The 23,015-nt window shown below is 67.9% G+C and carries 25 protein-coding genes and 3 tRNA genes; 13 read left to right on the top strand and 15 right to left on the bottom strand.

Translation table 11 applies throughout. The features are described 5' to 3' along the window. Entirely contained in the window at positions 1 to 1,278 is a 1,278-nt protein-coding gene (locus ACWF4Z_RS26990) for a sensor domain-containing protein (RefSeq protein WP_452245941.1), read from the bottom strand. A gap of 166 nt (positions 1,279 to 1,444) precedes the next feature. Here ACWF4Z_RS26990 and ACWF4Z_RS26985 point away from each other — a divergent pair, with 166 nt between their 5' ends. Further along, entirely contained in the window at positions 1,445 to 1,945 is a 501-nt protein-coding gene (locus tag ACWF4Z_RS26985) for a hypothetical protein (protein WP_452245940.1), read from the top strand. On the opposite strand, the gene srmL is transcribed toward ACWF4Z_RS26985, so the two are convergent. Beyond that, on the bottom strand, positions 1,932 to 3,053 hold the full coding sequence (srmL, locus tag ACWF4Z_RS26980; RefSeq protein ID WP_452245939.1) for a PheS-related mystery ligase SrmL: 1,122 nt from the start codon (positions 3,051 to 3,053) through the stop codon (positions 1,932 to 1,934). The two genes, ACWF4Z_RS26985 and srmL, sit on opposite strands and share 14 nt — an antisense overlap. Before the next feature lie 305 nt (positions 3,054 to 3,358). Here srmL and ACWF4Z_RS26975 point away from each other — a divergent pair, with 305 nt between their 5' ends. Beyond that, positions 3,359 to 4,402, top strand: coding sequence for an alpha-hydroxy acid oxidase (locus ACWF4Z_RS26975; protein WP_452245938.1), 1,044 nt, complete (start codon positions 3,359 to 3,361; stop codon positions 4,400 to 4,402). A gap of 93 nt (positions 4,403 to 4,495) precedes the next feature. Here the strand turns inward: ACWF4Z_RS26975 and ACWF4Z_RS26970 are convergent, their stop codons facing one another. Continuing rightward, entirely contained in the window at positions 4,496 to 5,515 is a 1,020-nt protein-coding gene (locus ACWF4Z_RS26970) for a DNA glycosylase AlkZ-like family protein (protein WP_452245937.1), read from the bottom strand. A gap of 161 nt (positions 5,516 to 5,676) precedes the next feature. Between ACWF4Z_RS26970 and ACWF4Z_RS26965 the strand changes: the two genes are divergently transcribed. After that, a complete protein-coding gene (locus ACWF4Z_RS26965; RefSeq protein ID WP_452245936.1) occupies positions 5,677 to 6,531 on the top strand; it encodes a methionyl-tRNA formyltransferase in 855 nt (284 codons plus the stop codon). A gap of 58 nt (positions 6,532 to 6,589) precedes the next feature. Here the strand turns inward: ACWF4Z_RS26965 and rplA are convergent, their stop codons facing one another. From rplA to ACWF4Z_RS26940, 5 genes are all read right to left on the bottom strand, one after another. Further along, positions 6,590 to 7,312, bottom strand: a complete 723-nt coding sequence (rplA, locus tag ACWF4Z_RS26960; protein ID WP_452245935.1) for a 50S ribosomal protein L1 — start codon at positions 7,310 to 7,312, stop codon at positions 6,590 to 6,592. 123 nt (positions 7,313 to 7,435) lie between these two features. Next, positions 7,436 to 7,867, bottom strand: a complete 432-nt coding sequence (gene rplK, locus ACWF4Z_RS26955; protein ID WP_452245934.1) for a 50S ribosomal protein L11 — start codon at positions 7,865 to 7,867, stop codon at positions 7,436 to 7,438. Between the two features lie 12 nt (positions 7,868 to 7,879). Continuing rightward, positions 7,880 to 8,851 carry a transcription termination/antitermination protein NusG gene (nusG, locus tag ACWF4Z_RS26950; RefSeq protein WP_452246002.1) on the bottom strand — a complete coding sequence of 324 codons (972 nt, stop codon included), beginning with the start codon at positions 8,849 to 8,851 and terminating at the stop codon, positions 7,880 to 7,882. A gap of 283 nt (positions 8,852 to 9,134) precedes the next feature. Next, positions 9,135 to 9,377, bottom strand: coding sequence for a preprotein translocase subunit SecE (secE, locus tag ACWF4Z_RS26945; RefSeq protein ID WP_363687857.1), 243 nt, complete (start codon positions 9,375 to 9,377; stop codon positions 9,135 to 9,137). A 55-nt stretch (positions 9,378 to 9,432) separates the two neighbouring features. Further along, positions 9,433 to 9,505 (bottom strand) — tRNA-Trp (locus ACWF4Z_RS26940). A 269-nt stretch (positions 9,506 to 9,774) separates the two neighbouring features. Here ACWF4Z_RS26940 and ACWF4Z_RS26935 point away from each other — a divergent pair. The 4 genes from ACWF4Z_RS26935 (at position 9,775) to ACWF4Z_RS26920 (ending at position 14,047) form a co-directional block, all read left to right on the top strand. Beyond that, positions 9,775 to 10,968, top strand: coding sequence for a pyridoxal phosphate-dependent aminotransferase (locus ACWF4Z_RS26935; RefSeq protein WP_452245933.1), 1,194 nt, complete (start codon positions 9,775 to 9,777; stop codon positions 10,966 to 10,968). A gap of 37 nt (positions 10,969 to 11,005) precedes the next feature. Beyond that, positions 11,006 to 12,046 carry an adenosine deaminase gene (locus ACWF4Z_RS26930; RefSeq protein WP_452245932.1) on the top strand — a complete coding sequence of 347 codons (1,041 nt, stop codon included), beginning with the start codon at positions 11,006 to 11,008 and terminating at the stop codon, positions 12,044 to 12,046. Beyond that, the gene (locus ACWF4Z_RS26925; RefSeq protein ID WP_452245931.1) at positions 12,043 to 12,612 is read left to right on the top strand and encodes a histidine phosphatase family protein; all 570 of its coding nucleotides are present in this window, start codon (positions 12,043 to 12,045) and stop codon (positions 12,610 to 12,612) included. The genes ACWF4Z_RS26930 and ACWF4Z_RS26925 overlap by 4 nt, the downstream gene beginning before the upstream one ends. A gap of 64 nt (positions 12,613 to 12,676) precedes the next feature. Beyond that, positions 12,677 to 14,047, top strand: a complete 1,371-nt coding sequence (locus tag ACWF4Z_RS26920) for a TrpB-like pyridoxal phosphate-dependent enzyme (protein WP_452245930.1) — start codon at positions 12,677 to 12,679, stop codon at positions 14,045 to 14,047. A gap of 10 nt (positions 14,048 to 14,057) precedes the next feature. On the opposite strand, the gene ACWF4Z_RS26915 is transcribed toward ACWF4Z_RS26920, so the two are convergent. Beyond that, on the bottom strand, positions 14,058 to 14,606 hold the full coding sequence (locus tag ACWF4Z_RS26915) for a hypothetical protein (protein ID WP_452245929.1): 549 nt from the start codon (positions 14,604 to 14,606) through the stop codon (positions 14,058 to 14,060). Between the two features lie 525 nt (positions 14,607 to 15,131). On the opposite strand from ACWF4Z_RS26915, the gene ACWF4Z_RS26910 reads away from it, so the two are divergent. The 3 genes from ACWF4Z_RS26910 to ACWF4Z_RS26900 are packed head-to-tail and all read left to right on the top strand — an operon-like array spanning position 15,132 to position 17,619. Continuing rightward, positions 15,132 to 16,454: a hypothetical protein gene (locus tag ACWF4Z_RS26910; protein WP_452245928.1), complete on the top strand. Its 1,323-nt coding sequence runs from the start codon at positions 15,132 to 15,134 to the stop codon at positions 16,452 to 16,454. Between the two features lie 12 nt (positions 16,455 to 16,466). Continuing rightward, the gene (locus tag ACWF4Z_RS26905) at positions 16,467 to 17,081 is read left to right on the top strand and encodes a 2'-5' RNA ligase family protein (RefSeq protein WP_452245927.1); all 615 of its coding nucleotides are present in this window, start codon (positions 16,467 to 16,469) and stop codon (positions 17,079 to 17,081) included. Positions 17,082 to 17,100: 19 nt separating this feature from the next. Next, positions 17,101 to 17,619 carry a hypothetical protein gene (locus ACWF4Z_RS26900; RefSeq protein ID WP_452245926.1) on the top strand — a complete coding sequence of 173 codons (519 nt, stop codon included), beginning with the start codon at positions 17,101 to 17,103 and terminating at the stop codon, positions 17,617 to 17,619. A gap of 205 nt (positions 17,620 to 17,824) precedes the next feature. Here ACWF4Z_RS26900 and ACWF4Z_RS26895 read toward each other — a convergent pair whose 3' ends face one another. Genes ACWF4Z_RS26895 through ACWF4Z_RS26885 form a run of 3 tightly spaced genes read right to left on the bottom strand, consistent with a single transcriptional unit; the run spans position 17,825 to position 19,673 of the window. Then, positions 17,825 to 18,838 (bottom strand): UDP-N-acetylmuramate dehydrogenase, encoded by a 1,014-nt coding sequence (locus ACWF4Z_RS26895; RefSeq protein ID WP_452245925.1) that lies wholly within the window; start codon positions 18,836 to 18,838, stop codon positions 17,825 to 17,827. 8 nt (positions 18,839 to 18,846) lie between these two features. Continuing rightward, positions 18,847 to 19,254, bottom strand: coding sequence for a MaoC family dehydratase (locus ACWF4Z_RS26890; RefSeq protein ID WP_452245924.1), 408 nt, complete (start codon positions 19,252 to 19,254; stop codon positions 18,847 to 18,849). After that, on the bottom strand, positions 19,251 to 19,673 hold the full coding sequence (locus ACWF4Z_RS26885) for an FAS1-like dehydratase domain-containing protein (protein WP_452245923.1): 423 nt from the start codon (positions 19,671 to 19,673) through the stop codon (positions 19,251 to 19,253). The genes ACWF4Z_RS26890 and ACWF4Z_RS26885 overlap by 4 nt, the downstream gene beginning before the upstream one ends. Before the next feature lie 82 nt (positions 19,674 to 19,755). Between ACWF4Z_RS26885 and ACWF4Z_RS26880 the strand changes: the two genes are divergently transcribed. Beyond that, complete coding sequence (locus ACWF4Z_RS26880) at positions 19,756 to 20,502, top strand: hypothetical protein (RefSeq protein ID WP_452245922.1); 747 nt, start codon at positions 19,756 to 19,758, stop codon at positions 20,500 to 20,502. Between the two features lie 73 nt (positions 20,503 to 20,575). On the opposite strand, the gene rpmG is transcribed toward ACWF4Z_RS26880, so the two are convergent. From rpmG to ACWF4Z_RS26865, 3 genes are all read right to left on the bottom strand, one after another. Then, a complete protein-coding gene (gene rpmG / locus ACWF4Z_RS26875; protein WP_209692755.1) occupies positions 20,576 to 20,743 on the bottom strand; it encodes a 50S ribosomal protein L33 in 168 nt (55 codons plus the stop codon). 68 nt (positions 20,744 to 20,811) lie between these two features. After that, a tRNA-Met gene (locus ACWF4Z_RS26870) sits at positions 20,812 to 20,885 on the bottom strand. Positions 20,886 to 20,935: 50 nt separating this feature from the next. Then, positions 20,936 to 21,008, bottom strand: a tRNA-Thr gene (locus tag ACWF4Z_RS26865). Between the two features lie 197 nt (positions 21,009 to 21,205). Between ACWF4Z_RS26865 and ACWF4Z_RS26860 the strand changes: the two genes are divergently transcribed. After that, positions 21,206 to 21,838 (top strand): DUF899 family protein, encoded by a 633-nt coding sequence (locus ACWF4Z_RS26860; protein WP_452245921.1) that lies wholly within the window; start codon positions 21,206 to 21,208, stop codon positions 21,836 to 21,838. Between the two features lie 256 nt (positions 21,839 to 22,094). Next, positions 22,095 to 23,000 carry a M23 family metallopeptidase gene (locus tag ACWF4Z_RS26855; RefSeq protein WP_452245920.1) on the top strand — a complete coding sequence of 302 codons (906 nt, stop codon included), beginning with the start codon at positions 22,095 to 22,097 and terminating at the stop codon, positions 22,998 to 23,000. Positions 23,001 to 23,015: the final 15 nt, after the last annotated feature.

Raw genomic sequence — 23,015 nt, 5'->3', positions numbered from 1 at the left:
TCAGCCACACGGCACCTCCGCGATCAACGTCGTCCCGCCACCGGCCGGGCTCTCCACAGTGAGTCGTCCGTCAACACCGGCGACCCGGTCGGTCAGCCCGCGTAATCCGCTGCCGCCGGTCGGATCAGCACCGCCCTGGCCGTCGTCGCGCACCACGACCCGCAGTACGTCGCCGACCCGGGTCACCTGCACCTCCGCGTGGGCAGCCTCGGCATGTTTGGCTACATTCGCGAGCGCCTCCGTCACCACGAAGTACGCGATCGACTCGATCGTGAGCGACGGCCGCGGCTGTACGTCGACGCTCAGCCGGACCGGCACCGGCGACCGGGCCGCGACCGCCGACAACGCCGCATCCAGCCCACGATCGCTCAACACCGGCGGGTGCAGCCCGCGGGTCAGGTCGCGGATCTCGGCGATCGCCTGCATCGCCTCCGAGTGCGCCTCCTCGATCAGCGAACGCACCGCAGGCTCCTTGTCCCCCAGCCGATTCTTGGCCCGACCGAGCGTCATCGCCAGCGAGACGAGCCGCTGCTGCGCCCCGTCGTGCAGGTCGCGCTCCATCCGTCGCCGCTCGGCCTCGACGGAGTCGACCACCTGCTGCCGGCTCGTCACCAGCTGAGAGACACGCTCCGCTAACGCGCCTGTCTCGGACCGGCCGAGCAGGACCCGGGCGAGCTCCGCGTCCAGCGCCGACGCGAGCCGGATCAGCGACGGCGAGGCCACCAGCAGGAAGACCGCAGCGATCGCCGCCACCACCGACGCCTTGGTGATCGTGTCGATCTCGAACGGCCCGAGCTGTGCCTGCGATGCGGCGAAATGCGAGTAGTACACCGGCAGCGCGATCAGCACCGGCGGAACCGACCACACGACGACGATCAGCACGATCCAGATCATTGCCAGCGGCAACAGCAGGACGTAGTACAGGAACTGCCGCCACAGCCCTTGGTCGGAGATCGCCAGCCGCGCATCCCGGATCCGCGATCCGGTCGGCAGCGGCGGTACCAAGGGCTGGATCAGTTGCCCACGGGTGATCCGAGCCCGGGCCAGCTCCCAGCCGGCCAGGCGATAGACGAACCGGTTGGCGCCGACGGTCAGCGGGATGCCGACGGACGCCAGCGGCCAGGCCAGGACGGCAACCGCGATCGTGGCCAGGACCAGGCTCCCGATGGTGAGCACGACCACCGCGTCGCCGAGCAGGTGGATCGTTGCCAACCACAAGTACGGCGAACGCCACAGTCGCCAGGGCGCCCGGGGAACGGGATTCGCCGCAGCCGTCATCCGGATCACCTCCCCGTGTCTGCGCGTGCTCGCCGTGACAATTTACGTTGTCCGGGCGGTCGGACGACATGAGGACATCCCACGGAAGCGACCGGGGGTTATCCCCACCCTGGTTCGTGGGCTGACCGGACTGTGCCGGACGGCCGCCGCCGGGATGCTCGAAGTCATGACGACGACACTCGACACCCGGCGATCCCTGGACGACAAGCTCGGCGACGCGATCGACGACCGCGTGGCCGAGGCGTTGGACGACTACATTGCCGAGGGCCGGCTGGACGGCAAGATCCGCCCGCGCCGCTCCGGCCGCGGTCTGGCCACCACAGTGGCCGCTGGGGTCGCGGCCGTGCTGCTGCCCTGGTGTCTGATCCTTGCAAGCACACTGCCGACCACCTACCAGGCCAACCACTGGCGGCTCACCTGGATCGGGCTGGACTGCGGGACCGCGATCGCGGCCGGGCTGACGGCGTACCTGCTACACAACCGCAACAGGTACGCCGTCTTGACCGCGATGGTTGCCGGGACGCTACTGCTGGCCGACGCCTGGTTCGACGTGAGCACTGCGAGCGGCTCCGACCGCGGTCTGTCCCTGGCCGAGGCTCTGGTGCTGGAGCTGCCCCTGGCCGTGTGCGCGTTCCTTCTCGCCGCCCGCGAGCTCAAGGGGCGATGAGCTCCAGCACCAGGCCCTCGTGCAAGGCGCGATATACCTTGTCCCGCATCGCGTTGGCCTCCGCGTCGGTCAAGGTGTGGTCCACCGGCCTGAGGGCGAGCCTGATCACCAGATTGCGTTGCCCCGGGGTCAGTTGGAGGCGCTCGCGTGCAGTCGTCGGCAGGTCGTCGTACGGCGTCTCACCCAGCACCTCCAGCGACTCCGCGGCATCCGCATCAGGTCCGAGCGCTTCCCGGACCTTGTCGCCGAGCGCCTCCGCCGACACGTCGGTCGAAGCACTCACCACGACGGACAGGTCGCGGCGGACGGGCGGCATCGACGAGACGGGTCTGTACGGCGACAGGTCGAGCATCTGGTCGGTTACGCGCGGATCCGTTGACCTGAGCAAGCGAATGTCCCGGATGCCCTTACGGAGCATCAAAAGCCGGTCGAGACCCGGCCCCAATGCCAGTCCGGTCCAGCTGTCGTCCAGACCGGCCAGCCGAAGGACGTGTGGCGCAGCGACGCCGCATTCACCGATCTCGATCCACTGATCGTCCAGCAGTACGTCGATCTGACGCCCATGGATCGTGTACGGGTGGACTGCCGGCACCGTGCGGTAGACGTGTCCAGGCAGGACTGTGTCGACCAGTCGGGCGATCAGGTCTGCCAACTCGGGCTCGCCGAGCGGGACGTTGCGACTGATCCGCCAGAGGTCGAGCTGATGCGGCGTACCGGTGTGCTGCCAATCCACCGAGTCGCGTCGGTAGCAGATGCCGGCGCACACCATCAGCACGTCCGAGGACTCGGACGCCGCGAGCTCACGCAAGGCCGGCGGGATCATCGCGGACGTGTGACTTCGCAGTACCTCGGTCGGTGAGGCGTAGCGGGTGTATCGCTCTTCCCGGGTTACCGCGTCACCGGCGTACCCGAGGTTGTCGTAGTTGTCGGCCAAGGTCACCACGGGATGATCGCGACGGGTCCAGATCTCCGTGTACGGCCAAGCATGGCCAAGCGCCGTACGCACGGAGTCGACGATCAACTGAATGGCGTGCGGACCCTGCGCAGGATCGGTGAGGTCGCGCAAGGCGAGGGCGGCGTGCAGTTCTGCGGATGTGAGGACAGACATGGGTTTCTCTCCAAGGAAGCGGTCTCGACTGGGAATCCACCCCGGCCGACCGCGATCACCTCAGGAGAGAGCGCAACCCCAGCTCACCCCGTCAGCACCATCGTGCCGCCCGGGGCCCAGAAATCGCCGCCCACACCTCATACCCCCAACTCTACCCAACCCGCTCAACGCCCGCCCCACCTTTACCCCGCCGTCCCGAACCCGCCGACCGCCGACCGCCGACCGCCGACCGCCGACCGCTAGGAACTCGGGTGGGGTTTTGGTGGTTATGGCCGGGTGGGTGGGAGCGGTGCGACGATGGGCGCATGCGATGGATCGACTCACTTGAGGCCTTGGCTGCGGAGAAGCTGCCGGAGACTGTGCATCGGTACTTTCGGCAGGGTTCGGCTGGGGGGATCAGTGTCGGCGAGGCCGTCGCGGCTTGGTCGGCGTACCGGTTCCGGCCGCGGGTGTTGAACGACGTTTCTGCGATCGACCTCAGCACTACAGTCCTCGGGACTCCCGTCGACGCGCCCATCTTGGTTGCTCCGTCGACCATGCAACGGTTGGCCGACCCGGATGGCGAGGTCGCGATGGCGAGGGGTGTCGGCGCGGCGCAGTCGGTGCTTGGGGTTTCCAGCAACGCCGGCACGATGTTCGCCGAGTTCGGTGGGACCGGGGTGCCGTGGTGGCTGCAGATCTATATCGTGCGGAATCGCGAGATCACCAAGCGCATGCTCGATGCGGCCGTCGAGGGCGGTGCGCGGGCGATCGTGCTCACGGTCGACACCCCGGTCGTTGGCCGGAAAGAAGACGAGGGGGCGACGGTCTGGGATCTTGTTCAACCTGGTCAGCTCCTCGCCAATCTGCCCGAGGGCGACTGGGGCGACGGCGACCTGGCGAAGGCTGATGATCTGAGTCCCGATGTCATCGGCTGGCTCGCTGAGCGGACCGGTCTGCCGGTGGTGGTGAAGGGAGTCCTGCGGGGCGACGACGCCAAGCGATGCGCGGACGCAGGCGCCGCGGGCATCATCGTGTCCAACCACGGTGGCCGCCAGCTCGACGGCTCCATCCCGACTGCACAGGCACTGCCGGACGTTGCCGAAGCGCTGGCAGGCACTGGTACCGAGGTCTACGTCGACGGCGGCATCCGCCGTGGCGAACACATCCTCGCCGCCCTAGCCCTGGGCGCCCGCGCCGTCTTCCTCGGCCGTCCCGCCCTCTGGGCACTCACGGTCGGCTCATCCGAAGGCGTCACCCGTCTCCTCACCGACCTGGCCACCGAACTCGACCACACCCTCCGCCTCTCCGGCCACTCCACCCCAGCCACGCTCACCCCAGACCTAGTCACCACCCGCTTCGGCTCCTAACAGACAGGGCCGTGTGGAAGGCGTCCAACGCCAGGTAGTTCGCAGCTAGCGCCTCGCTAGAAAGTTTGGGGTTTGTCACCGTGTCGCGCTGGCCTATTTCGTGGGTCGACCCACGAAATAGGGGGTTGCTGACCCTGAACGTGAGTGGGGATCCCCCGATTTCAGTGGTCGACCCATGAAATTGGCTCCGCCGGGGCCGGGCTGGCGGCGTACAGAGACTTGGGCGTCGAGGATGGGGAAAGCCGCGACCTCGGCGGCGATCGCGTCGTACTCGGCGGACGGGAGCGACTCGGTCACGACGACATCGACGTGGCCGCCCCGCCGACCCCACGCCCCGACGATGCGACCGTCGACGAGAACGCCGTTGGGGTGAAACGAATCCGAGGCCGCCGTCAGAGTCCGCAGACCCGGCGCGATGAAGCGACCCTCGCGATCTCGACCGAACAGCCGAAGATCCGGCGCGACGAGCAACCGTGTCCCGCGCGCGGGCGCCGCCTCGCGGACGAGCGCCTCGTCAGACCGCAGGATCCACGCCGGGACCCCATCGAAGTCCACCTCCAGCAACTCACTAGCCAACGAATCCCAGATCTGCCGCCCATCAGCCCGAGACACCCCAGCCCACCACGCGAAAGCACCCGGCGTCGTCGGCCCGAACTGATGAACATGCCGCCGGCAAAGCTCCCGCCGTACCTGCTCGAGCTCAACCTCCGGCCGCGGCACCTCCCGCACCCACAACGAACTGGTCGTCCACCGCAAAGCGATCCGCCCACTCGCGCACGCCGCACGCAAACCCGGAAGCCCACCACGCAACTCACGACCGCCCAACCGCCGACACACGGTCTCGGCGAGTTCCTCAATCCGTCGCACCGCATCGTCACGCAGCGGAAGCCGCCCGAGCGTGAACACCCCAAAGTCCTTCCACGGCAGGACATACACCGCATCGCGCGGGCTGTACGTCTGGACGAAGCTCGGATGCTCCCAATCGGAAGGCCGGCAGTCCGCGATCCGTGCGTGCAGTCCCAGCAGCGCATCTCGCGGCGCCGTGTCCTGCAAACCGATGTACGCCGCTTCCTCGTACGAGCCGGCGGACAGCCGATCAACCAGGTGGTTCACCCGAAGCCGGTAAGAGACTGCTTGTTCACGAGTAATCTCAAGACCGGTCACAACCCACGACGGTAGCCAGAAAAGACGCCACCCGATGGCTTGTTTCCATAATCCTCCGCCACCAGGACCGCAGTGGAACCTCGGGGGGTGTGCTGGGCGTATCTAGCGGTATGAGTGGAGATGGTTTGCGGATCGTCGGACTGAACGCGTTCCTGCCAGGATTCCGGTTGGTCCACGACTTCGCCGAGCGCAACGGACACGAAATCGTGTTGGTGGTGACGCTGCCGGAGACCGGCCAGTACGGCGACAACCAGTCGATGGTGAGCGGATTGCCGGATCAGACCAACGTCCTGATCACGCGCAAGCTGCGGTCCGTGGCCGCCGCGGTCATCGACGCGATGCGACCGGACGTCATCATCTCGGCCGCCTTCCCGCGGCTGATCCCGGACGAAATCCTTCAGATCCCGAAGTTCGGCGCGATCAACTGCCACCCGTCGCCATTACCGGCCGGTCGAGGACCGACGCCTCAGCGGCTGATCTACGAAGGCGACGACCGCGTCGGCGCGACCGTGCACCGGACCGCGGCCGGGTTCGACACCGGATCGATCCTCGCGCAGCGGATCGCGCCTCTGCCCGATGACCTCAACGGCACCGGCATCATGCAGGTCTGGGCCGATCTCCTCAGCCAATGCCTCGACGAGGCCGTGCCCCGACTCGTGGCCGGCGACCCCGGCAAGCCCCAGGATCCGGCCGCGGTCACCGAGGCGCCGTTCTTCACCGACGAGGAGCTGCTGCTCGACCTGAGCGAGCCGTCAGCCGTCGTACGCCGCAAAGCCGCCGCCCTCAACGTGACGTCGCCGCAAGCCACGGTCCGCCTGGCCGGTACGACGTACCTCATCACGCGGACCGACGTCGTACCCGGCGATTCATCCGCCGCGCCCGGCACCGTCGTCGCAGAACACGCCGACGGCTGGACCGTCCAAACCGACGACCGGCTCCTGCGGCTGACGTACAAAGCCGGCTGACAAAAGAGAAGGACCCCCGGGGAAACTCCCGGGGGTCCTTCTGATGCTGCGGCGGCGATCAGGCGTCGGCCGGCTCTCCGAGGAGGTTGCGGGTCAGGTTGGGGTCAACCTGGATGCCCGGTCCCATCGTCGTCGAGAACACGATCTTCCTGATGTAGCGGCCCTTCGAGCTGGCCGGCTTGAGCCGCAGGATCTCGTCCAGCGCGGCGCCGTAGTTCTCCACCAGCTGGGCCTCGTCGAACGACGCCTTGCCGATGATGAAGTGCAGGTTCGCGTGCCGGTCGACCCGGAACTCGATCTTGCCGCCCTTGATGTCGGTGACAGCCTTCGTCACGTCCGGGGTGACCGTGCCGGTCTTCGGGTTCGGCATCAGACCACGCGGGCCGAGGACGCGACCGAGCCGGCCGACCTTGCCCATCAGGTCCGGCGTGGCGACGACGGCGTCGAAGTCGAGCCAGCCGTCGGTCACCTTCTTGATCAGGTCGTCGTCACCGACGAAGTCGGCGCCGGCGGCCTTCGCGGCCTCCGCCTTCTCACCGGTGGCGAAGACGAGGACCCGTGCCGTCTTGCCGGTGCCGTGCGGAAGGTTGACGGTGCCGCGCACCATCTGGTCGGCCTTGCGGGGATCGACCCCGAGGCGCATCGCGACGTCGATCGTGGAGTTGAACTTCTTGCTGCCGGCGGCCTCCTTGGCCAGCCGGATCGCCTCGAGCGGCGTGTACAGGTGATCGAAGTCGATCTTCTCCGCGATCGCGCGGTAAGCCTTACTGCGCTGTGCCATGGTGTTTCCTCTCTGGGGTGTGGTCTCCGGGCGGCGCTTCGCCCTGCCACGACTGCGTACTGGATGGTGCTGGTACGACGCTCAGCCGGCCAGCCGGCGTTCGTCGTACCGAGATGCCGGCGATCAGCCGTCGACGACAACGCCCATCGAACGGGCGGTGCCCTCGATGATCTTCATCGCGGCGTCGATGTCGCGGGCGTTCAGGTCCGGCATCTTGGTGGTGGCGATCTCGCGGACCTGGTCCTTGGTGATCTTGCCGACCTTGTCCTTCTGCGGGACGGCCGAGCCCTTCTGCAGACCGGCGGCCTTCTTGATCATCTCCGGCGCCGGCGGCGTCTTGGTGACGAACGTGAAGGAACGGTCTTCGTAGATCGTGATCTCGACCGGGATCACGTTGCCGCGCATGGACTCCGTCTGGGCGTTGTACGCCTTGCAGAACTCCATGATGTTGACGCCGTGCGGACCGAGCGCGGTACCGACCGGCGGGGCCGGCGTCGCGGCACCGGCTTGGAGCTGCACCTTGACCAGGGCAGCGATCTTCTTCTTGGGAGGCATTCTCTCGGGTCCTTAGACTTTCTGGATCTGGTTGAAGCTGAGTTCCACCGGGGTCTCCCGGCCGAAGATCTCCACCAGGGCCTTGATCCGCTGGGCCTCGGCATTGATCTCCGTGACTGTGGCGTGCAGGGTCGCGAACGGCCCGTCGACCACCATGACCGAATCGCCCACACCGAAGTCGGCGACCTCGACCTTCTTCTTGGCCGCGGTCTTGGCGGGTGCGGCGCCGGCATCGGCCGCCGCCTGCTCGGCCGCCGCCACAACGGCCGGAGCGAGCATCTTCTCCACCTCTTCGAGGCTGAGCGGGACCGGCTTCTGGCTGTTTCCGACGAAGCCGGTCACCGACGGCGTGTGCCGCACGGTCGACCAGGACTCGTCGGTCAGATCCATCCGGACCAGCACGTAGCCGGGGAGCACGGTGCGCTTGACCATCCGGCGCTGCCCGTTCTTGATCTCGGCGACCTCTTCGGTCGGCACGATGATCTCGAAGATGTAGTCCTCCATGTTCAGGGAGTTGATCCGGTTCTCCAGGTTGCCCTTGACCCGGTTCTCCATCCCTGAATAGGTGTGCACGACGTACCAGTCGCCGATCTGGGACCGCAGCCGGCTGCGGAGCTCCTCGAGCGGGTCGACCGGCTCCTCGGGCTCGTCGGCCACCGCCGCGGCGGCCGCGTCGAGCGCGTCCACATCCGCGTCGTCGTCCGCCTCGTCCTCGTCGGCGTCGTCATCGTCGTCGGCGCTGGAGAAGACGACCTCGTCGACCGGCGCCGGCACCTCCTCGGTGCTGGCGGGCGCGGTCTCCGCGGTCTCTTCGGCCAGCTCCTCGGCCGCGTCCTCGACGTCGTCCTCGGTCACCACGTCGGCGTCCTCGGCCTCGTCGTCGGCCGGGACCACCACGAGCGGCTCGGCGTCGGAGTCGTCGTCGTCGGCCGGGGGCTCCTCGGCCTCGTCGTCGGCGGAGTACTCCTCGGCCTCCGCGACCACGACGTCGTCGTCATCGTCGTCGGTGTCGAGGCCCGCGAACGGGTCGTCGTCATCGTCGTCGTCAGCGGCGAACAGGTCGTCGTCGGTGGCGTTCTCGTCGAATTCGAGGTCGTCGGAGTCAGCGGATACGTCGAAGTCGTCCTCCAGGTCGAGGACCTCGTCGTCGCGCTCGGACACGTTGTACTCCGTCATCTGTGGATCGGTCTTGTGTTGCTTCGGGGCCGGGCCGGGAGGCCGGGACCCGCGGCTGGGGCGTGGGCGGGAGTGTCGGCTGGGGCGAACCTCAGCCGAAGATCTTGAACATCGCCCAGCCGAACGCGAGGTCGAGCACCGACACGATCGCGATGACGAACACCACGAAGGTCAGGACGACCACGAAATAGGTGGACAGCTGCTTACGAGTCGGCCAGACGACCTTGCGGAGCTCGGCGACGATCTCGCGGTAGAAACGCAGCAGGCCCCTGCGCTGCTTGCCTTCCGCAGGCTTGCCGGCGCCGGACGGTGCCGGGGTGCGCGTCTCCGTCACGACCTACCTCTTTCGCTAGCGGCGGCCTGACCGGCCCTGCGCCGGTCAGGATTTGCAGGGCACGAGGGACTTGAACCCCCAACCTTCGGTTTTGGAGACCGATGCTCTGCCAGTTGAGCTAGTGCCCTTTGCAATCCCTCCGGACGCCGCGCGGAACCTGATCTCGGGCATGCCGGATCAGGGCCACCAACGCCCGGACTAGAAGAGTGTACGGGGTCTGAGCCACCTGGTCGAACTGAGGCCCTCCCCGCACGACCCCCATCGGGCGCCGCACCGCGAGCAGAACCTTACAGCCTTCATCGGGTGTCAACGGACCACGGCCTTGGTGTGTTCCCCGGAGCATCAGCTGGTGATATCGCGCTGCATCCGGCCGCCGCCGAGTGCCAGGATGGGACCCATGGGTTCCAGGATCTCGGCGCGGATCGGCGCCATCAGTGAATCGGCGACGCTGGCGGTGGACAGCAAGGCGAAGGCGCTCAAGGCGGCCGGGCGCCCGGTGATCGGCTTCGGGGCCGGTGAGCCGGACTTCCCGACGCCGGACTACATCGTGGCGGCCGCCGTCGCGGCCGCACGGGATCCGAAGAACCACCGCTACAGCCCGGTCGGCGGCCTGCCGGAGCTCAAGCAGGCTCTGGTCGAGAAGACGAAGCGGGACTCGGGGTACGAGGTCGAGCCGAGCCAGATCCTGGTCACGAACGGTGGCAAGCACGCGGTCTACAACGCGTTCGCCACCCTGCTCGACCCAGGTGATGAGGTGCTGCTGCCGGCGCCGTACTGGACGACGTACCCGGAGACCATCCGGCTCGCGGGCGGTGTGCCGGTCGAGGTGTTCGCGGACGAGTCGCAGAACTACTCCGTCACCGTCGAGCAGCTCGAGGCGGCCCGGACCGACAAGACCAAGGTGTTGCTGTTCTGTTCTCCCTCTAATCCGACCGGTGCGGTGGACAGTCCGGAGGCGATCGAGGCGATCGGCCGCTGGGCGCTCGAGCACGACCTCTGGGTGATCACGGACGAGATCTACGAGCACCTGACGTACGGCGGGGCGAAGTCGACCTCTCTTCCGGTCGCGGTGCCGGAGCTCGCCGACAAGACCGTCGTACTGAATGGTGTGGCCAAGACGTACGCGATGACCGGCTGGCGGGTCGGCTGGATGATCGGGCCGAAGGACCTGATCAAGGCTGCGGCGAACCTGCAGTCGCACCAGACCGGCAACGTCTGCAACGTCGCGCAGCGGGCTGCCCTGGCGGCCGTCTCTGGTGACCTGTCCGCGGTCGAGGAGATGAAGAAGGCCTTCGACCGCCGCCGGCTGACCATGGTCCGGTTGCTCAACGAGATCCCTGGTGTCGAGTGCCCCGAGCCCACTGGCGCGTTCTACGCGTACCCGTCGGTCAAGGGTGTGCTCGGCAAAGACATCAACGGACGTACGCCGACAACCTCAGCCGAGCTCGCCGACCTCATCCTGGAGCAGGCTGAGGTCGCGGTCGTCCCGGGCGAGGCCTTCGGTGCGCCTGGGTACCTGCGCCTCTCCTATGCCCTTGGTGACGCCGACCTCGTCGAAGGCGTCGGCCGGATCGCAAAGTTGCTCAGCTGATTTCTCTTGATAGGTGCGGGGTCGGTAACCTTCGGTAATGACGCAGCGGGATCTGCGGGTGCTGCCGAAGACACACCTGCATCTGCACTTCTCCGGGTCGATGCGGCACCTCACGCTGGTCGAGCTGGCGGACAAGCACGGGGTCCGGCTGCCGGACGCGCTGCGGACCGACTGGCCGCCGGATCTGTCCGCGGCCGACGAGCGCGGCTGGTTCCGGTTCCAGCGGCTGTATGACATTGCGCGTTCGGTGCTGCGCACGGAGGACGATGTACGGCGTCTGGTCCGCGAGGCCGCCGAAGACGACAAGGCCGACGGCTCCCGGTGGCTCGAGATCCAGGTTGACCCGTCCGGATATGCGAACCGGTTCCACGGGATCACACCGTTCACCGATCTCGTTCTGGACGCGGCGCGGGAGGCATCCGCATCGACCGGGATCGCCGTCCAGGTGATCATCGCCGCGAACCGCACCCGGCATCCCCTCGACGCACGGACGCTGGCGCGGCTCGCCTCGCAGTACGTCGGTCGTGGTGTGGTCGGATTCGGTCTGTCGAACGACGAGCGCCGAGGTACGACGTCTGAGTTCGCGCCCGCCTTCCGGATCGCCCGGAACGCCGGACTGCTGTCTACACCGCACGGCGGTGAGCTGTGTGGTCCAGCGACCGTGCGGACTTGCCTGGATGAGCTTGGCGCCGGGCGGATCGGCCATGGGGTGCGCTCGGTCGAGGATCCGGAGCTTTTGAAGCGAGTGGTCGACGCGCAGGTCGCACTGGAGGTCTGCCCGGCTTCCAACGTCTCACTCGGTGTCTACCGCCGCATCGAAGACGTGCCGCTCCGCCAGCTCTACGAAGCCGGCGCCCGCATCGCCCTCGGCGCCGACGACCCACTGCTGTTCGGTTCGCGCTTGGCCGAGCAGTATGAGACAGCCCGCTCTGTCCACGACTTCACCGACCAGGAGCTGGCGGACTTGGCCCGAGGCTCGGTCCTCGCCTCCACCGCCCCACCCGACATCCAGAAGACGTTGCTAGCAGACATCGACACCTGGCTAGGCGCCACAACCCCAGCCACCATCCCGGCGTGACGTTCGACGTCGTCTACCTGGCCCGCCACGGTCAGACCGAGTGGAACGTCGAGGGACGCCGCCAAGGACGGCTCGACTCGCCGCTCACCGCTCTGGGTCTGCTTCAGGCCCGCCGGAACGCGGACCTGCTGCGCGACGAGGGGATCGACGCTCTGTTCTGCAGTCCGCTCGGCCGCGCTCGCCGCACGGCGGAAATCTTCGGCTCGAGGCTCGGGCTGCCGGTTCGGGTGCTCGATGACCTGGCCGAGGTCGCGCATGGCGCGTGGTCCGGCCTCACGTCCGGGGAGATCGACGCGGGGTGGCCGGGACAGCGTGCGGCGCGGGATCGGGACAAGTACGGCTTCCGCTTTCCTGATGGCGAGAGTTATGCGGATGCCGACGTACGGGCCGGCCGGGCCTTGGCGCAGGTCGCCGGTGCGCGGCCGTTGGTGGTGTCGCACGAGATGATCGGGCGGATGCTGTTGAAGCAGTTGGGCGTGACGGACGCATTGCACCTCGGGCAGCCGTCCAACGTTGTCTACCGGGTGCGCGGGCGGGTGGTCGAGCGTTTGGGGTGGGCAGAATAAGTGCCGGTCGAGTTCCTGAGCAGGTCATTGTGGGGGCATCTGGCGTGGGCCTAACTTTGCGTGCATGACGCCGACGAAGATCCTGCTGCCAGAGGACGAACTGCCAACCCGTTGGTACAACGTGTTGCACGATCTGCCGACTCCCCCGCCGCCGGTGCTGCACCCGGGGACAGGGCAACCGATCGGGCCGGACGACCTCGCGCCGCTGTTCCCGATGGACCTGATCAGGCAAGAGGTCTCACAGGATCAGTACGTCGACATTCCTGGCGAGGTGCTGGATGTCTACAAGCTGTGGCGGCCCAGTCCGCTGTACCGGGCGCATCGGCTGGAGAAGGCGCTCGATACGCCGGCACGGATTTACTACAAGTACGAAGGCGTCTCGCCAGCAGGCTCACACAAGCCGAATACGGCCGTCCCGCAGGCCTATTACAACGCGAAATCCGGCGTCCGGAAGCTCACCACCGAGACCGGCGCCGGCCAGTGGGGGACGGCGTTGGCCTTCGCGTGCGTGCAGTACGGGCTGGAGTGCGAGGTGTGGCAGGTGCGTGCGTCGTACGACCAGAAGCCGTACCGCCGCACGATGATGGAGGTCTTCGGCGCCACCGTGCACCCGAGTCCGTCGGACCTGACCGAGGCCGGACGCAAGATCCTCGCCGAGAATCCTGACTCCACGGGATCGCTCGGCATCGCGATCAGCGAGGCGGTCGAGGCCGCCGTCCAGGACCCAGACGTGCACTACGCGCTCGGCTCAGTGCTGAACCACGTGCTGCTACACCAGACGATCATCGGCGAGGAAGCGTTGATCCAGCTGGCGATGGTCGGCGAGACGCCCGACCTGCTGGTCGGCTGCACCGGCGGCGGGTCGAACTTCGGCGGTCTCGCGTTCCCGTTCCTGCGGGAGCGGTGGGCCGGCCGGATGGCACCGGTCGTCCGGGCAGTCGAGCCGGCCGCGTGTCCGTCCCTGACCCAGGGGACGTACGCGTACGACTTCGGTGACACGCTTGGGATGACGCCGCTGATGAAGATGCACACCCTCGGCCACGACTTCGTCCCCGATCCGATCCACGCCGGCGGGCTGCGGTATCACGGGATGAGCCCCCTGATCAGCCATCTCTACGAGACCGGCGAGATCGAGGCGGTCGCGAAACCGCAGTCAGAGTGCTTCGCCGCCGGCCTCCAGTTCGCCCGGACGGAAGGTATCGTGCCGGCTCCCGAGCCGACGCACGCGCTGGCCGCCGCGATCGAGGAAGCCCAACGCTGCAAGGAGTCCGGCGAGGAGAAGGTCATCCTCACGGCGCTCTGCGGTCACGGTCACCTCGACCTCGCCGCGTACGACGCCTACCTCACCGGCGCCATGACCGACCGATCATGGGACGACGCCGACATCCAGTCCGCCGTGGCCGACGCACTGTCCCGCCTTCCGGTCCTGGGGTGATGCCCACTGGTTAACGCCCGCCGCGCTTCCACCAGGGCTTGGGCCGCTTGGCCACGGCAGCCAACCAGTCGTCCGGGATGGCCCACCCCCTGGCCGTCAACGCCTCGAAGTACTCAGCCTTGAGGCTGTCCGGCAGCCAGTACGTCGCTCTGTGCTGCCCGCTGGTCTCACGACCCGTCGTCGCGAAGTTGGTGGCCGGGAAGTTCGCGGCCTCGAAGTACGTCGTGCGTTGGCGAGCGCTCCACACGGTCGCCTGCCGGGAGCTGTAAGCCAACCGCACGTAGTCCCACCGCGCTTGCTCGTCGTCCATATCGAATCCACGCTCGACCACTCGTCCGTTCGTCTGCGGCTCGCTCTCGATCCCCTCGATCAGTTCGAGCACCAACCCCCGGTCGGTCGCCAACTGGTCCGACAACCGCAGTCCCACCGGGTCCAGAACCACCGGCCCCAACCGCGGCCGGGCTACCTCGAGAAAGACCTCCAGTAAGGCAAGCCCTTCGTCCGCCCGCTCGAACCGATCGAGCTCGGCCCGCAACGTCGTCACCGCTTCCTCGCCCATCCACCCACCCTAAAGTCCGCACAACCTCCACCCACGCCAGGCCATCCGCACCCGTCCGTGTGCCCAGACAAACCCGTCAGCCCCGGTCAGACCATCTCCACCATCCCCCGCTCCCCACCCCGACAACCCGCGCGTTCCCCGCTGCCCACCCCCAACAATCTGCGCCTCCCCCCGGCTGCCCGCCGGCAACAACCAGCGCCTTCCACCACCTCGGCACTCCGCGTCCCCGACAATCCCCGGTCGCGTCGTCCTGTCCACCGCCTCAACGGCGCGGTTGCCCGGCTGATCCGCGCCATCTGCCCCGGTCTGGCCGGGTCTGCCCCGGCTCTTCACGCTCAGCGAGCGTCTCGACAGCGCCGATCTGCCCCGACACGGCTCCCGGCAGCGCCGCGAGGTGGCCGGAAACCCTTTTCACAGCGGGGAATCCGGGGCATGCCGGGGCATCGCGGGGCAGCTTGGGGCAGATCGCCCGGAGCCCCTGTCTTCGGGGTCGCAGAGGGTGTTCGCGCACCTACAGTTACCGCCATGTCAGAGCCCAACGAACTGCTGCGAGCCGCACGGGAGCGAACGCCGTCGCGGCGCGCGCCCGGTGAGCAGATGTCGCGGGCCGAGCTCGCCGAGGCGGTCTGCACCTGGCTCTGGGAAACGACCGAGACGAAGTACGAGCTCGACGGGCACTACCTCGCCAAGCTCGAACGCGGCGCCGTCCGCTGGCCCGGCGCCGCGTACCGATCCGGTCTCCGGTTCGTCCTGAACGTCGCCGACGACAGCGAGCTGGGCTTCGTCCCACCCGGCGGACTCGGTGTCCTCGATCCCGAGCCAGGCGTCAGTTCGGTGATCGATCTCGAGGACGACCTGGTGCAGGCCGGCGACGAGTCCGTCGCACAGCTCGCCCTCGCCGAGGAGTCCAACGTCGGCGACCTCACGGTCGAGCAACTGCATGCCGACATCCTCCGCATCACCCAGGGCTACCTCCGCTCCCCGACGAAACCGCTGTACGTTCGCGGCCGGGCGATCCGGGACCGTGCGTTCCGGCTGCTCTCCGGACGGCAGGCGCCGAACCAGACCCGCGACCTGTACGCCGCGGCCGGCTGGGCGCTCAACCTGCTCGCCTGGATCTCGGTGGATCTCGGCCGCCCGGACGTCGCGGAGAACCACACCCGCACAGCCTGGGCGTGCGCCGATGCGGCGGACCGCGACGACCTGCGGGCGTGGGTCCGTGCGACCCAGCACACCGCCGCGTTCTGGCAGGACGATTTCGACCGGGCGACGTCGTACGCCGAGGACGGTCTCCGCTACGCGTCGGGCAGCTCCACCCTCTTCCTCGCCAGCGTGGCCGCGGTGGATCTGGCCCGCTCGGGCCGCCATGCCGAGGCTCGCGAGGCGCTCACGATCGCCAAGCGCACCACGGTCCGCACCGACGTGGCGGAGCTCGGCGGCCCGTTTCTCTGTACGCCGGAGCGCGCCGAGGGGATCTGGTCCGACGCCCACCTGGCGCTCAGCGAGGCCCAGCTCACCCTGGCTCACGCTGATCGAGGCATCGCGCTGTTCGAGGCGTCGCCGTACGCGGCACGCAACTTCGGCTCCGAACGCATGGTCAGGCTCCAGCAGGCCAAGGCCCTCCTGCATCTCGGCGAGCTCGACGGCGCGACGGAGGCCGTCGCCGTCGTCCTGAACACCCCGGTCGAGTACCGGGTGCGCCCGTTGATCCACCGGATCAGCGAGGTCGCCGCCCTGACCCGGATGAGCAAACACGCCAACGATCCGAAGGCGCGCGCTCTGCACGACGCCATCCGGGTCTTCACCCGCCACCCGGCCAGCCGGGCCGCACCCAATCCGAGCAAGTGAAAGGACCCGCCGATGTTCGAAGAGACTCGTGACCACTGGTACTGGCGTCCCGGCTGGCGACCCGGCCGTTCCTTCTACACGTGGCACATCACGTTCGCGGGCCGACCCGAGATCGCTGCGCTCCAGGCGTCGTACGCCGATCTGCTCGACGAGCTCCCCGGCTTCACGCCCGTGCCGCTGCAGTGGCTGCACCTCACCTTGCAAGGCATCGGCTTCGCCGACCGGGTCTCCGAGGCAGACCTGGCCGGCATCATCGAAGCGACCCGGCTCCGAGTCACCGGCCTAGGACCCATCCCCGTCACGATCGGCCCCGCCGTCCTCGACCCGGAATCCATCCAGCTCCCGGTCCGCCCGATCGAGCCCCTCCAACACCTCCGCGCCCTCACCCGAGCCGCCATCACCGACGTTTGGGGCGACGACGCCGTCCCCGAACTCCCCGAACTCGACCCCCACATAACCCTTGCCTACAGCAACAACCAGACCCCCACCGCTCCCCTGACCGGCCGCCTCAACGCCCACCCCCGCCCCTCCACAGCCCTCTCCCTCACCGCCCTGACCCTCATCTCCCTCACCAGAACCCACCACCTCTACCACTGGACCCCCACCCTCACCACACCCTTCAACTAACCCGCATCGCTCCTACTCGATGCACCGCCTCCACACCTTCGTCGACGAGAACAAGGCCCACGGCCTCCTCATGGCCGCAGCAACCTGCCCCGCCCCTTCCGTGAACCCCAACCGGAAAGCCCTCACGAGTCTCCTGCTCGCAGGCCAACGCCGGATCCACTTCCAGAAGGAATCCCCGGCCCGCCAGCGCAAGATCCTCGCGGAGATCACCGAGCTCGACTTCCAGGTCAAGCTGTACGCCGCATCGCACACAGGCGTGGAGAGTCGGCAGCGCTGCTTGACCGCGATCGTCGAGGATGCCGCACCAACTACCGAGAGGCTGGTGGTGGAGCGGGATGAGTCGACGCTTCAGTCCGACCGTCAGACGCTCTATCGCGCTGTGCGGGCGTACGGCTGTGCCGACAGCCTGCAGTATGAGCTCCTCGCACCACACCTGGATCCATTGCTATGGGTGCCGGACGCCGTGGTGTGGGCGTGGGCACGAGGGCGCGAATGGCGGGAGCAGGTGCGGAAGTACTGCGAGCTCGAGGCGCTCTAGACGCGCAAAACCCGGCTCACCAACCGTCCGGATGGCTGCCGGGTCCACTTCCGCAGGCTATTGCCCTAGGCACCAAAGACTATACCGACCGATCCGACCCCGCGCCACTAAGAAGTGCGGTGGTCGGTGGGCGACCGATCCGACCCGCCGCGACCAACAAGTGCGGAGGTCGGTGGGCGGGTCAGCCGACCTCGCGCCTGCATACCTACAGCGAGCAGTTCACCAGGACTGGTTCGTTGGTGAGGGTTATGGCGAAGGCTTGGTGGACTTGGGTTCTTACGTGGGCGGCTAGGGAGAGGAGTTCTTTGGCGGTGGCGGTGCCTCGGTTGGTGAGGGCGAGGGTGTGTTTGGTGGAGACGGCGGCGGCGCCGATGGTGAAGCCTTTGGAGATGCCGGCGTGTTCGATCAGCCAGGCGGCGCTGGTTTTGACGCGACCGTCGGGTTGGGGCCATTGGGGGGCGCCGGCGGGGACCTCGGCGGGGGTGTCGAGGATGGGGTTGGTGAAGAAGGAGCCGGCGCTCCAGGTGTCGTGGTCGTCGGGGTCCAGGACCATACCCTTGCTGCGGCGGAGGGCGAGGACGGCTTCCCGGACCTCGGCCATCGGGGCGCGCGAGCCTGGTTCGACGTCGAGTACGCGGGCGAGTTCGGCGTACTCGATCGGCGCGGAGAGATCGCCGAGCGTCAACTGGAAGGTGACCTCGAGTACGACGTACCGCGACGGGTCGGCCTTGAAGCGCGAGTTGCGGTAGCTGAAGTCACAGTCGGCGGCGAACATCGTGCGGACCGCGTTCTCGACCCGATCCCAGACCCGGACCGACGCGATCGTCCCGGCGACCTCGTGACCGTAGGCGCCGACGTTCTGCACAGGCGTCGAGCCGGTCAGCCCAGGGATCCCGGACATCGATTCGAGGCCGCTCCACTCCTCGGCGATCGCTCGCTGGACGACAGCGTCCCAGTCCTCACCAGCCGCGATGTTGACCATCGCCCCGGAACACATGTCCGCGTCCACGCGAATCCCCCGCGTCGCGATCTTGACCACGGTCCCGCGGAAGCCGTCGTCGCCGATCACGACGTTGCTGCCGCCGGACAGCAGGAGCACCGGTTCCCCGGCCGCGTCGGCGTCACGGACGGCGGTGATCAGGTCGTCCTCGGTCGTCACCTCGACGAACCGATCGGCAGGCCCGCCGATCCGGAGGGTGGTGAAGTCAGCCAGCGGCACGTTGGTTCTCACTGGACGCGCACGACCGCCCTGGCCCGGCCGAGCACTTTCTCCTCGCCCGCGATCGCGGTGATGTCGATCTCGGCCAGCCCATCGGTGACCTTGTCGACCTTGGCCGAGAACGTCACGCTCGCACCCTTGTCATCGTCCGGTACGACGACCGGCTTGGTGAACCGTACGCCGTACTCGACCAGCTCGGCCGGGTCGTCCAGCCAGTCCGTGACCACGCGGACCGCGGAAGCCATCGTGAGCATGCCGTGCGCGATCACGCCGGGCAGCCCGAGCGCGGACGCCATCCGGTCGCTCCAGTGGATCGGGTTGAAGTCGCCGCTCGCACCGGCGTACCGAACCAGGTCGTCGCGCCGCAGCGTCACGGTCAGCGGCGGAAGCTCCAGGCCAACGTCGGCGGTCTTCATGCGTCCGCCCGGTTGTGGGAGATCGTGGAGGCCGAGGTGGCGATGAGCTCGCCGGCGACCGTGGTCAGGGCGGTCTCGTACATGATCACCTCGACGTCCCCGGCCTTGCGGACGGTGGTGATGGTGGCGGTCGCCGCGATGTCGTCGCCGGCCTTGATCGGGCGCGTGTAGGTGAACTTCTGCGCGCCGTGCACGATCCGGTCCAGCCGCAGGCCGAGCTCCTCGTCGTTCAGCAGTTGCTCCAGCGCGCGGCTACCGAGCATGAACGCGAAGGTAGGCGGCGCGACCGCGTCGTCCCCCCGGTACGCCGGGTTCCCGTCGCCGATCGCATCGGCGAACTCGCGGATCTTCTCCCGCCCCACCTGGTACGACTCGGCGGCCGAGTAGCTCCGGCCGACCATCGTGGCGTCGATCGTCATATCGGACAACCCTACTGGCACACTGAGATACTGAGTGCCGCCACCCACTCTGTTGTACGACCGGGACTGGGGAAGGTTGAACGTGACGGCAGTGGCGGCGCTGGCCAGGTATGCGCCTCGGTACGAGCTTCGCATCGGCGAGCCGACCGGGCCTGAGTGGCTGCGAGTGGACCGGATTCTGGAGCCGGACGGCCCCGAGCTGACCGAACTGCTCAAGCGCGACGACGAGGCCAGTAGCCACCGCAGCGCCCACGCGAACGCCCTCAGTTTCCTGTCCTTCTACGCCGGCCGCGCCCCCGCGGCCGCACTACTCCTGTGGGCGCTGGAAGGCCACGTCCTCGACATCCGCCCGCACAACCTCTGGGTCCGGCCGCACGACGGACATGGGCTGGCGGCCGTCGCAGTGCGCTCAGCCAGCTTCCTACCGGGCGGACTGGAGACGCTGTACGACGTTGTCCTCCGCCAGCACCTGCTTCTGCTGTCGGCCGAGCTCCACCGCCGGACCCGCGCCGGCGTCCGTCAGTTGCATGGCGGTGTGGCGGCTGGGTGCGCGATGGGGTTCTGCGCGGCGACTCGCGAGGACGTCACCGTGGAACCGGCGTACCTGCTCGAACGTTGGCAGACCTTCGTGGCCAAGGCACCCGGCGGCCTGGCCCGACTCGGCGAGGTGGCGACCGCCGCCGGCAAGCTCGTCTACCTGCGCAACACCTGCTGTCTCTACTACACCAGCGAGGTCGGCACCGGCACTGTGTGCGGCTCCTGCTGCCTCACTCCCCGCGACGAGCGCCTCACCGCCTACGAGGGCGGCCGCCCGATCCTGACCGTGTGACCTCGCACCAAAAGAGGGCATAGCGAAAGGGCCGCTTCGGCAATCCGAAGCGGCCCTCGCGAAGCTGCTGAGGTCAGCGGGTCTCGCGGTGCTCGGTGTGGTCGTTGCAGCGAGCGCAGTACTTCTTCAGCTCAAGACGATCCGGGTCGTTCCGCCGGTTCTTCTTGGTGATGTAGTTGCGCTCCTTGCAGACCGTGCACGCCAGCGTGATCTTCGGGCGGACGTCGGTTGACTTGGCCACTGCTGCCTCTTCGTGTTCAGGAGTGCGCAACTTGGGTGATCGCACTCTCGAGATACTGCGTTGGTGGGTAGCGGGGGCGGGAGTCGAACCCGCGACACCACGATTATGAGCCGTGTGCTCTAACCACCTGAGCTACCCCGCCGGGTAAGTCCGCCACCCCACCCGGCGGACCGGGTGAGACGTCGTACTCAGAGCCCCTTTACGGAATCGAACCGTAGACCTTCTCCTTACCATGGAGACGCTCTGCCGACTGAGCTAAAGGGGCGGGCCGAGGAGAGAGATTACACGGTCCGTCGCCCCGATGTGAAATCGAGCCGACCGCACTGTGCAGGCCCCTCAGTCCGTCCCGGAAAGCATACCGGTTCCCCGCGGTAGATCTGACCACTTTTCCGGCCGACCGATGTCGAAAGCGGGAGCTCCGCTCCGTCGTACCTTCGAAAGACTCTCTGAGAGGACGAGGACATGAGTGATGCGAAAGCACTGCCTCCGGTGGTCTCCGCCGCGGAGTGGGAGCAGGCGCGAAACGACCTGCTGCTGCGCGAGAAGGAGGCCACGCGAGCCCAGGACCGGTTGGCGGCGGAGCGCCGGCGGCTGCCGATGGTGCGATTCGGCGAGTACACGTTCGCTGGGCCGGACGGGCCGGTGACACTGCTGGACTTCTTCGGCGACCGGCCACAGCTCGCGCTCTATCAGTTCATGAACGTCGGGCCGGATCACTTCTGCCCTGGCTGCACGGCATTCACCAGGCAGGTGACCGACCTCCGCGGTCTCTCGGCGGACGGCGTGGCCTGGGCGACGGTGTCGGACATGCCGCTCGACCAGATGGCCGGCTACTGGAAGCAGATGGGCTGGTCGGTCCCGTTCGCCTCATCGGCCGGTACGACGTTCTCCGCGGACTGTGGCGCGGGCGGCGGCTTCCTGTTCAGCATGTTCCTGCGGGACGGGGACGAGGTGTACCGCACCTATTCGACCGGTCAGCGCGGCGTGGACCGACTGCTGTTCGTGAACAACATCCTCGACCTCGCGCCGTACGGCCGCCAGGAAGCCTGGGAGGACTCACCGCAGGGGTGGCCGCAGCACCCGACGTACGGCTGAGGCCCCGGCTTATACCGGTCCGGGGGTGCTGATCGACGCCATTCACCGGGTGATCCGCATCACGGCTCGATCCGTCGATCGAGCCGGGTGGTTCACGCCTGGGCGGGCACGCGGTGACAAGGGGTCCTTACCGAGCGTGCGCGAATTCGTTCATCTGTTCGCAATCTGTGTTTGAGGCGTCCGTGACCTTGTCGTTATGGTCGATGAGCTGTCGCACCCCCTCAGCGACGGCGTGCCTCTCCCTGGAAGGTTTCTCGTGCCCCCTCACCATGACGTGCCGGATGTAGAACGGCCGGCACCCCGTCGACCGGCTGCACCGGGCCGGGCGGGTAAGCACCGTTCCCCTCGCCGCGGTGCCGGCCGCCGCGCGCAGCTGATCGGCCTCACCGCCGCTCTGGCCGCCGCAGCCGGGACGACCGCCGTCGGAGTCAGTTCGTCCGCGGCCGGACCGTCCACCTCCTCCCCGAGCACTGGACTGAGCCCCTCACAGGCCAGCGCTCTGACGGCGGCCCGCGTCGAACGGCGTGACCTCGGTTCGCGGGACGCTTCCCGGATCGATCTTGGCCTGACCGCGACTCGGCAAGCCCAGGCCGAGCAGCTCGCCAAGCAGCGCTCGGCGAAGCTGGCCGCGACGGCCACGCTGACCCAGCGCCGGGGACTCGCGCTGGCTGCCGCGAAGGCAGCGTCCGCGAAGAAGGCTGCTGCGGAGGCAAAGGCACTTGCTGCGGCGAAGGCTGCCGCTATCGCCAAGGCGAAGGCGGCACCGAAGGTCGTTCTGCCGACCACGGGCTACCACCTGACCGCTCGCTTCGACCAGGCCGGCGGGCGTTGGGCCCACAACCACACCGGCCTCGACTTCGCGGCCCCGATGGGTACGCCGGTCCTGTCCGTGATGGCCGGCGAGGTCATCCAGGCCGACTTCGAAGGCGCCTACGGCCGCCAGGTGAAGGTGCGTCATGCCGACGGCACGGTCACGTCGTACAGCCACATGTCCGAGTTCGACGTCTCGGTCGGCGACACCGTCGAGGCCGGCACCAAGGTCGGCGCGATCGGCATGACCGGCAACACCACCGGCCCCCACGTCCACTTCGAGGTCCTCCCCAACGGCGGCGCCCCCATCGACCCCGACCCCTGGCTCCGCTCCCACGGCCTCACGCCGTAATCGCAGCATCACCAG

The organism is Kribbella sp. NPDC055071, assembly GCF_053608045.1.
This window is presented reverse-complemented; position numbering and strand designations above follow the sequence as displayed.

What these genes read in the sequence shown, in the direction of transcription:
- ACWF4Z_RS26990 (WP_452245941.1), bottom strand. Translation starts at nt 1,278, where the DNA reads ATGACGGCTGCGGCGAATCCCGTTCCCCGGGCGCCCTGGCGACTGTGG.
- ACWF4Z_RS26985 (WP_452245940.1), top strand. Translation starts at nt 1,445, where the DNA reads ATGACGACGACACTCGACACCCGGCGATCCCTGGACGACAAGCTCGGC.
- srmL (WP_452245939.1), bottom strand. Translation starts at nt 3,053, where the DNA reads ATGTCTGTCCTCACATCCGCAGAACTGCACGCCGCCCTCGCCTTGCGC.
- ACWF4Z_RS26975 (WP_452245938.1), top strand. Translation starts at nt 3,359, where the DNA reads ATGCGATGGATCGACTCACTTGAGGCCTTGGCTGCGGAGAAGCTGCCG.
- ACWF4Z_RS26965 (WP_452245936.1), top strand. Translation starts at nt 5,677, where the DNA reads ATGAGTGGAGATGGTTTGCGGATCGTCGGACTGAACGCGTTCCTGCCA.
- rplA (WP_452245935.1), bottom strand. Translation starts at nt 7,312, where the DNA reads ATGGCACAGCGCAGTAAGGCTTACCGCGCGATCGCGGAGAAGATCGAC.
- rplK (WP_452245934.1), bottom strand. Translation starts at nt 7,867, where the DNA reads ATGCCTCCCAAGAAGAAGATCGCTGCCCTGGTCAAGGTGCAGCTCCAA.
- ACWF4Z_RS26935 (WP_452245933.1), top strand. Translation starts at nt 9,775, where the DNA reads ATGGGTTCCAGGATCTCGGCGCGGATCGGCGCCATCAGTGAATCGGCG.
- ACWF4Z_RS26930 (WP_452245932.1), top strand. Translation starts at nt 11,006, where the DNA reads ATGACGCAGCGGGATCTGCGGGTGCTGCCGAAGACACACCTGCATCTG.
- ACWF4Z_RS26920 (WP_452245930.1), top strand. Translation starts at nt 12,677, where the DNA reads ATGACGCCGACGAAGATCCTGCTGCCAGAGGACGAACTGCCAACCCGT.
- ACWF4Z_RS26915 (WP_452245929.1), bottom strand. Translation starts at nt 14,606, where the DNA reads ATGGGCGAGGAAGCGGTGACGACGTTGCGGGCCGAGCTCGATCGGTTC.
- ACWF4Z_RS26910 (WP_452245928.1), top strand. Translation starts at nt 15,132, where the DNA reads ATGTCAGAGCCCAACGAACTGCTGCGAGCCGCACGGGAGCGAACGCCG.
- ACWF4Z_RS26905 (WP_452245927.1), top strand. Translation starts at nt 16,467, where the DNA reads ATGTTCGAAGAGACTCGTGACCACTGGTACTGGCGTCCCGGCTGGCGA.
- ACWF4Z_RS26900 (WP_452245926.1), top strand. Translation starts at nt 17,101, where the DNA reads ATGCACCGCCTCCACACCTTCGTCGACGAGAACAAGGCCCACGGCCTC.
- ACWF4Z_RS26890 (WP_452245924.1), bottom strand. Translation starts at nt 19,254, where the DNA reads ATGAAGACCGCCGACGTTGGCCTGGAGCTTCCGCCGCTGACCGTGACG.
- ACWF4Z_RS26885 (WP_452245923.1), bottom strand. Translation starts at nt 19,673, where the DNA reads ATGACGATCGACGCCACGATGGTCGGCCGGAGCTACTCGGCCGCCGAG.
- ACWF4Z_RS26860 (WP_452245921.1), top strand. Translation starts at nt 21,206, where the DNA reads ATGAGTGATGCGAAAGCACTGCCTCCGGTGGTCTCCGCCGCGGAGTGG.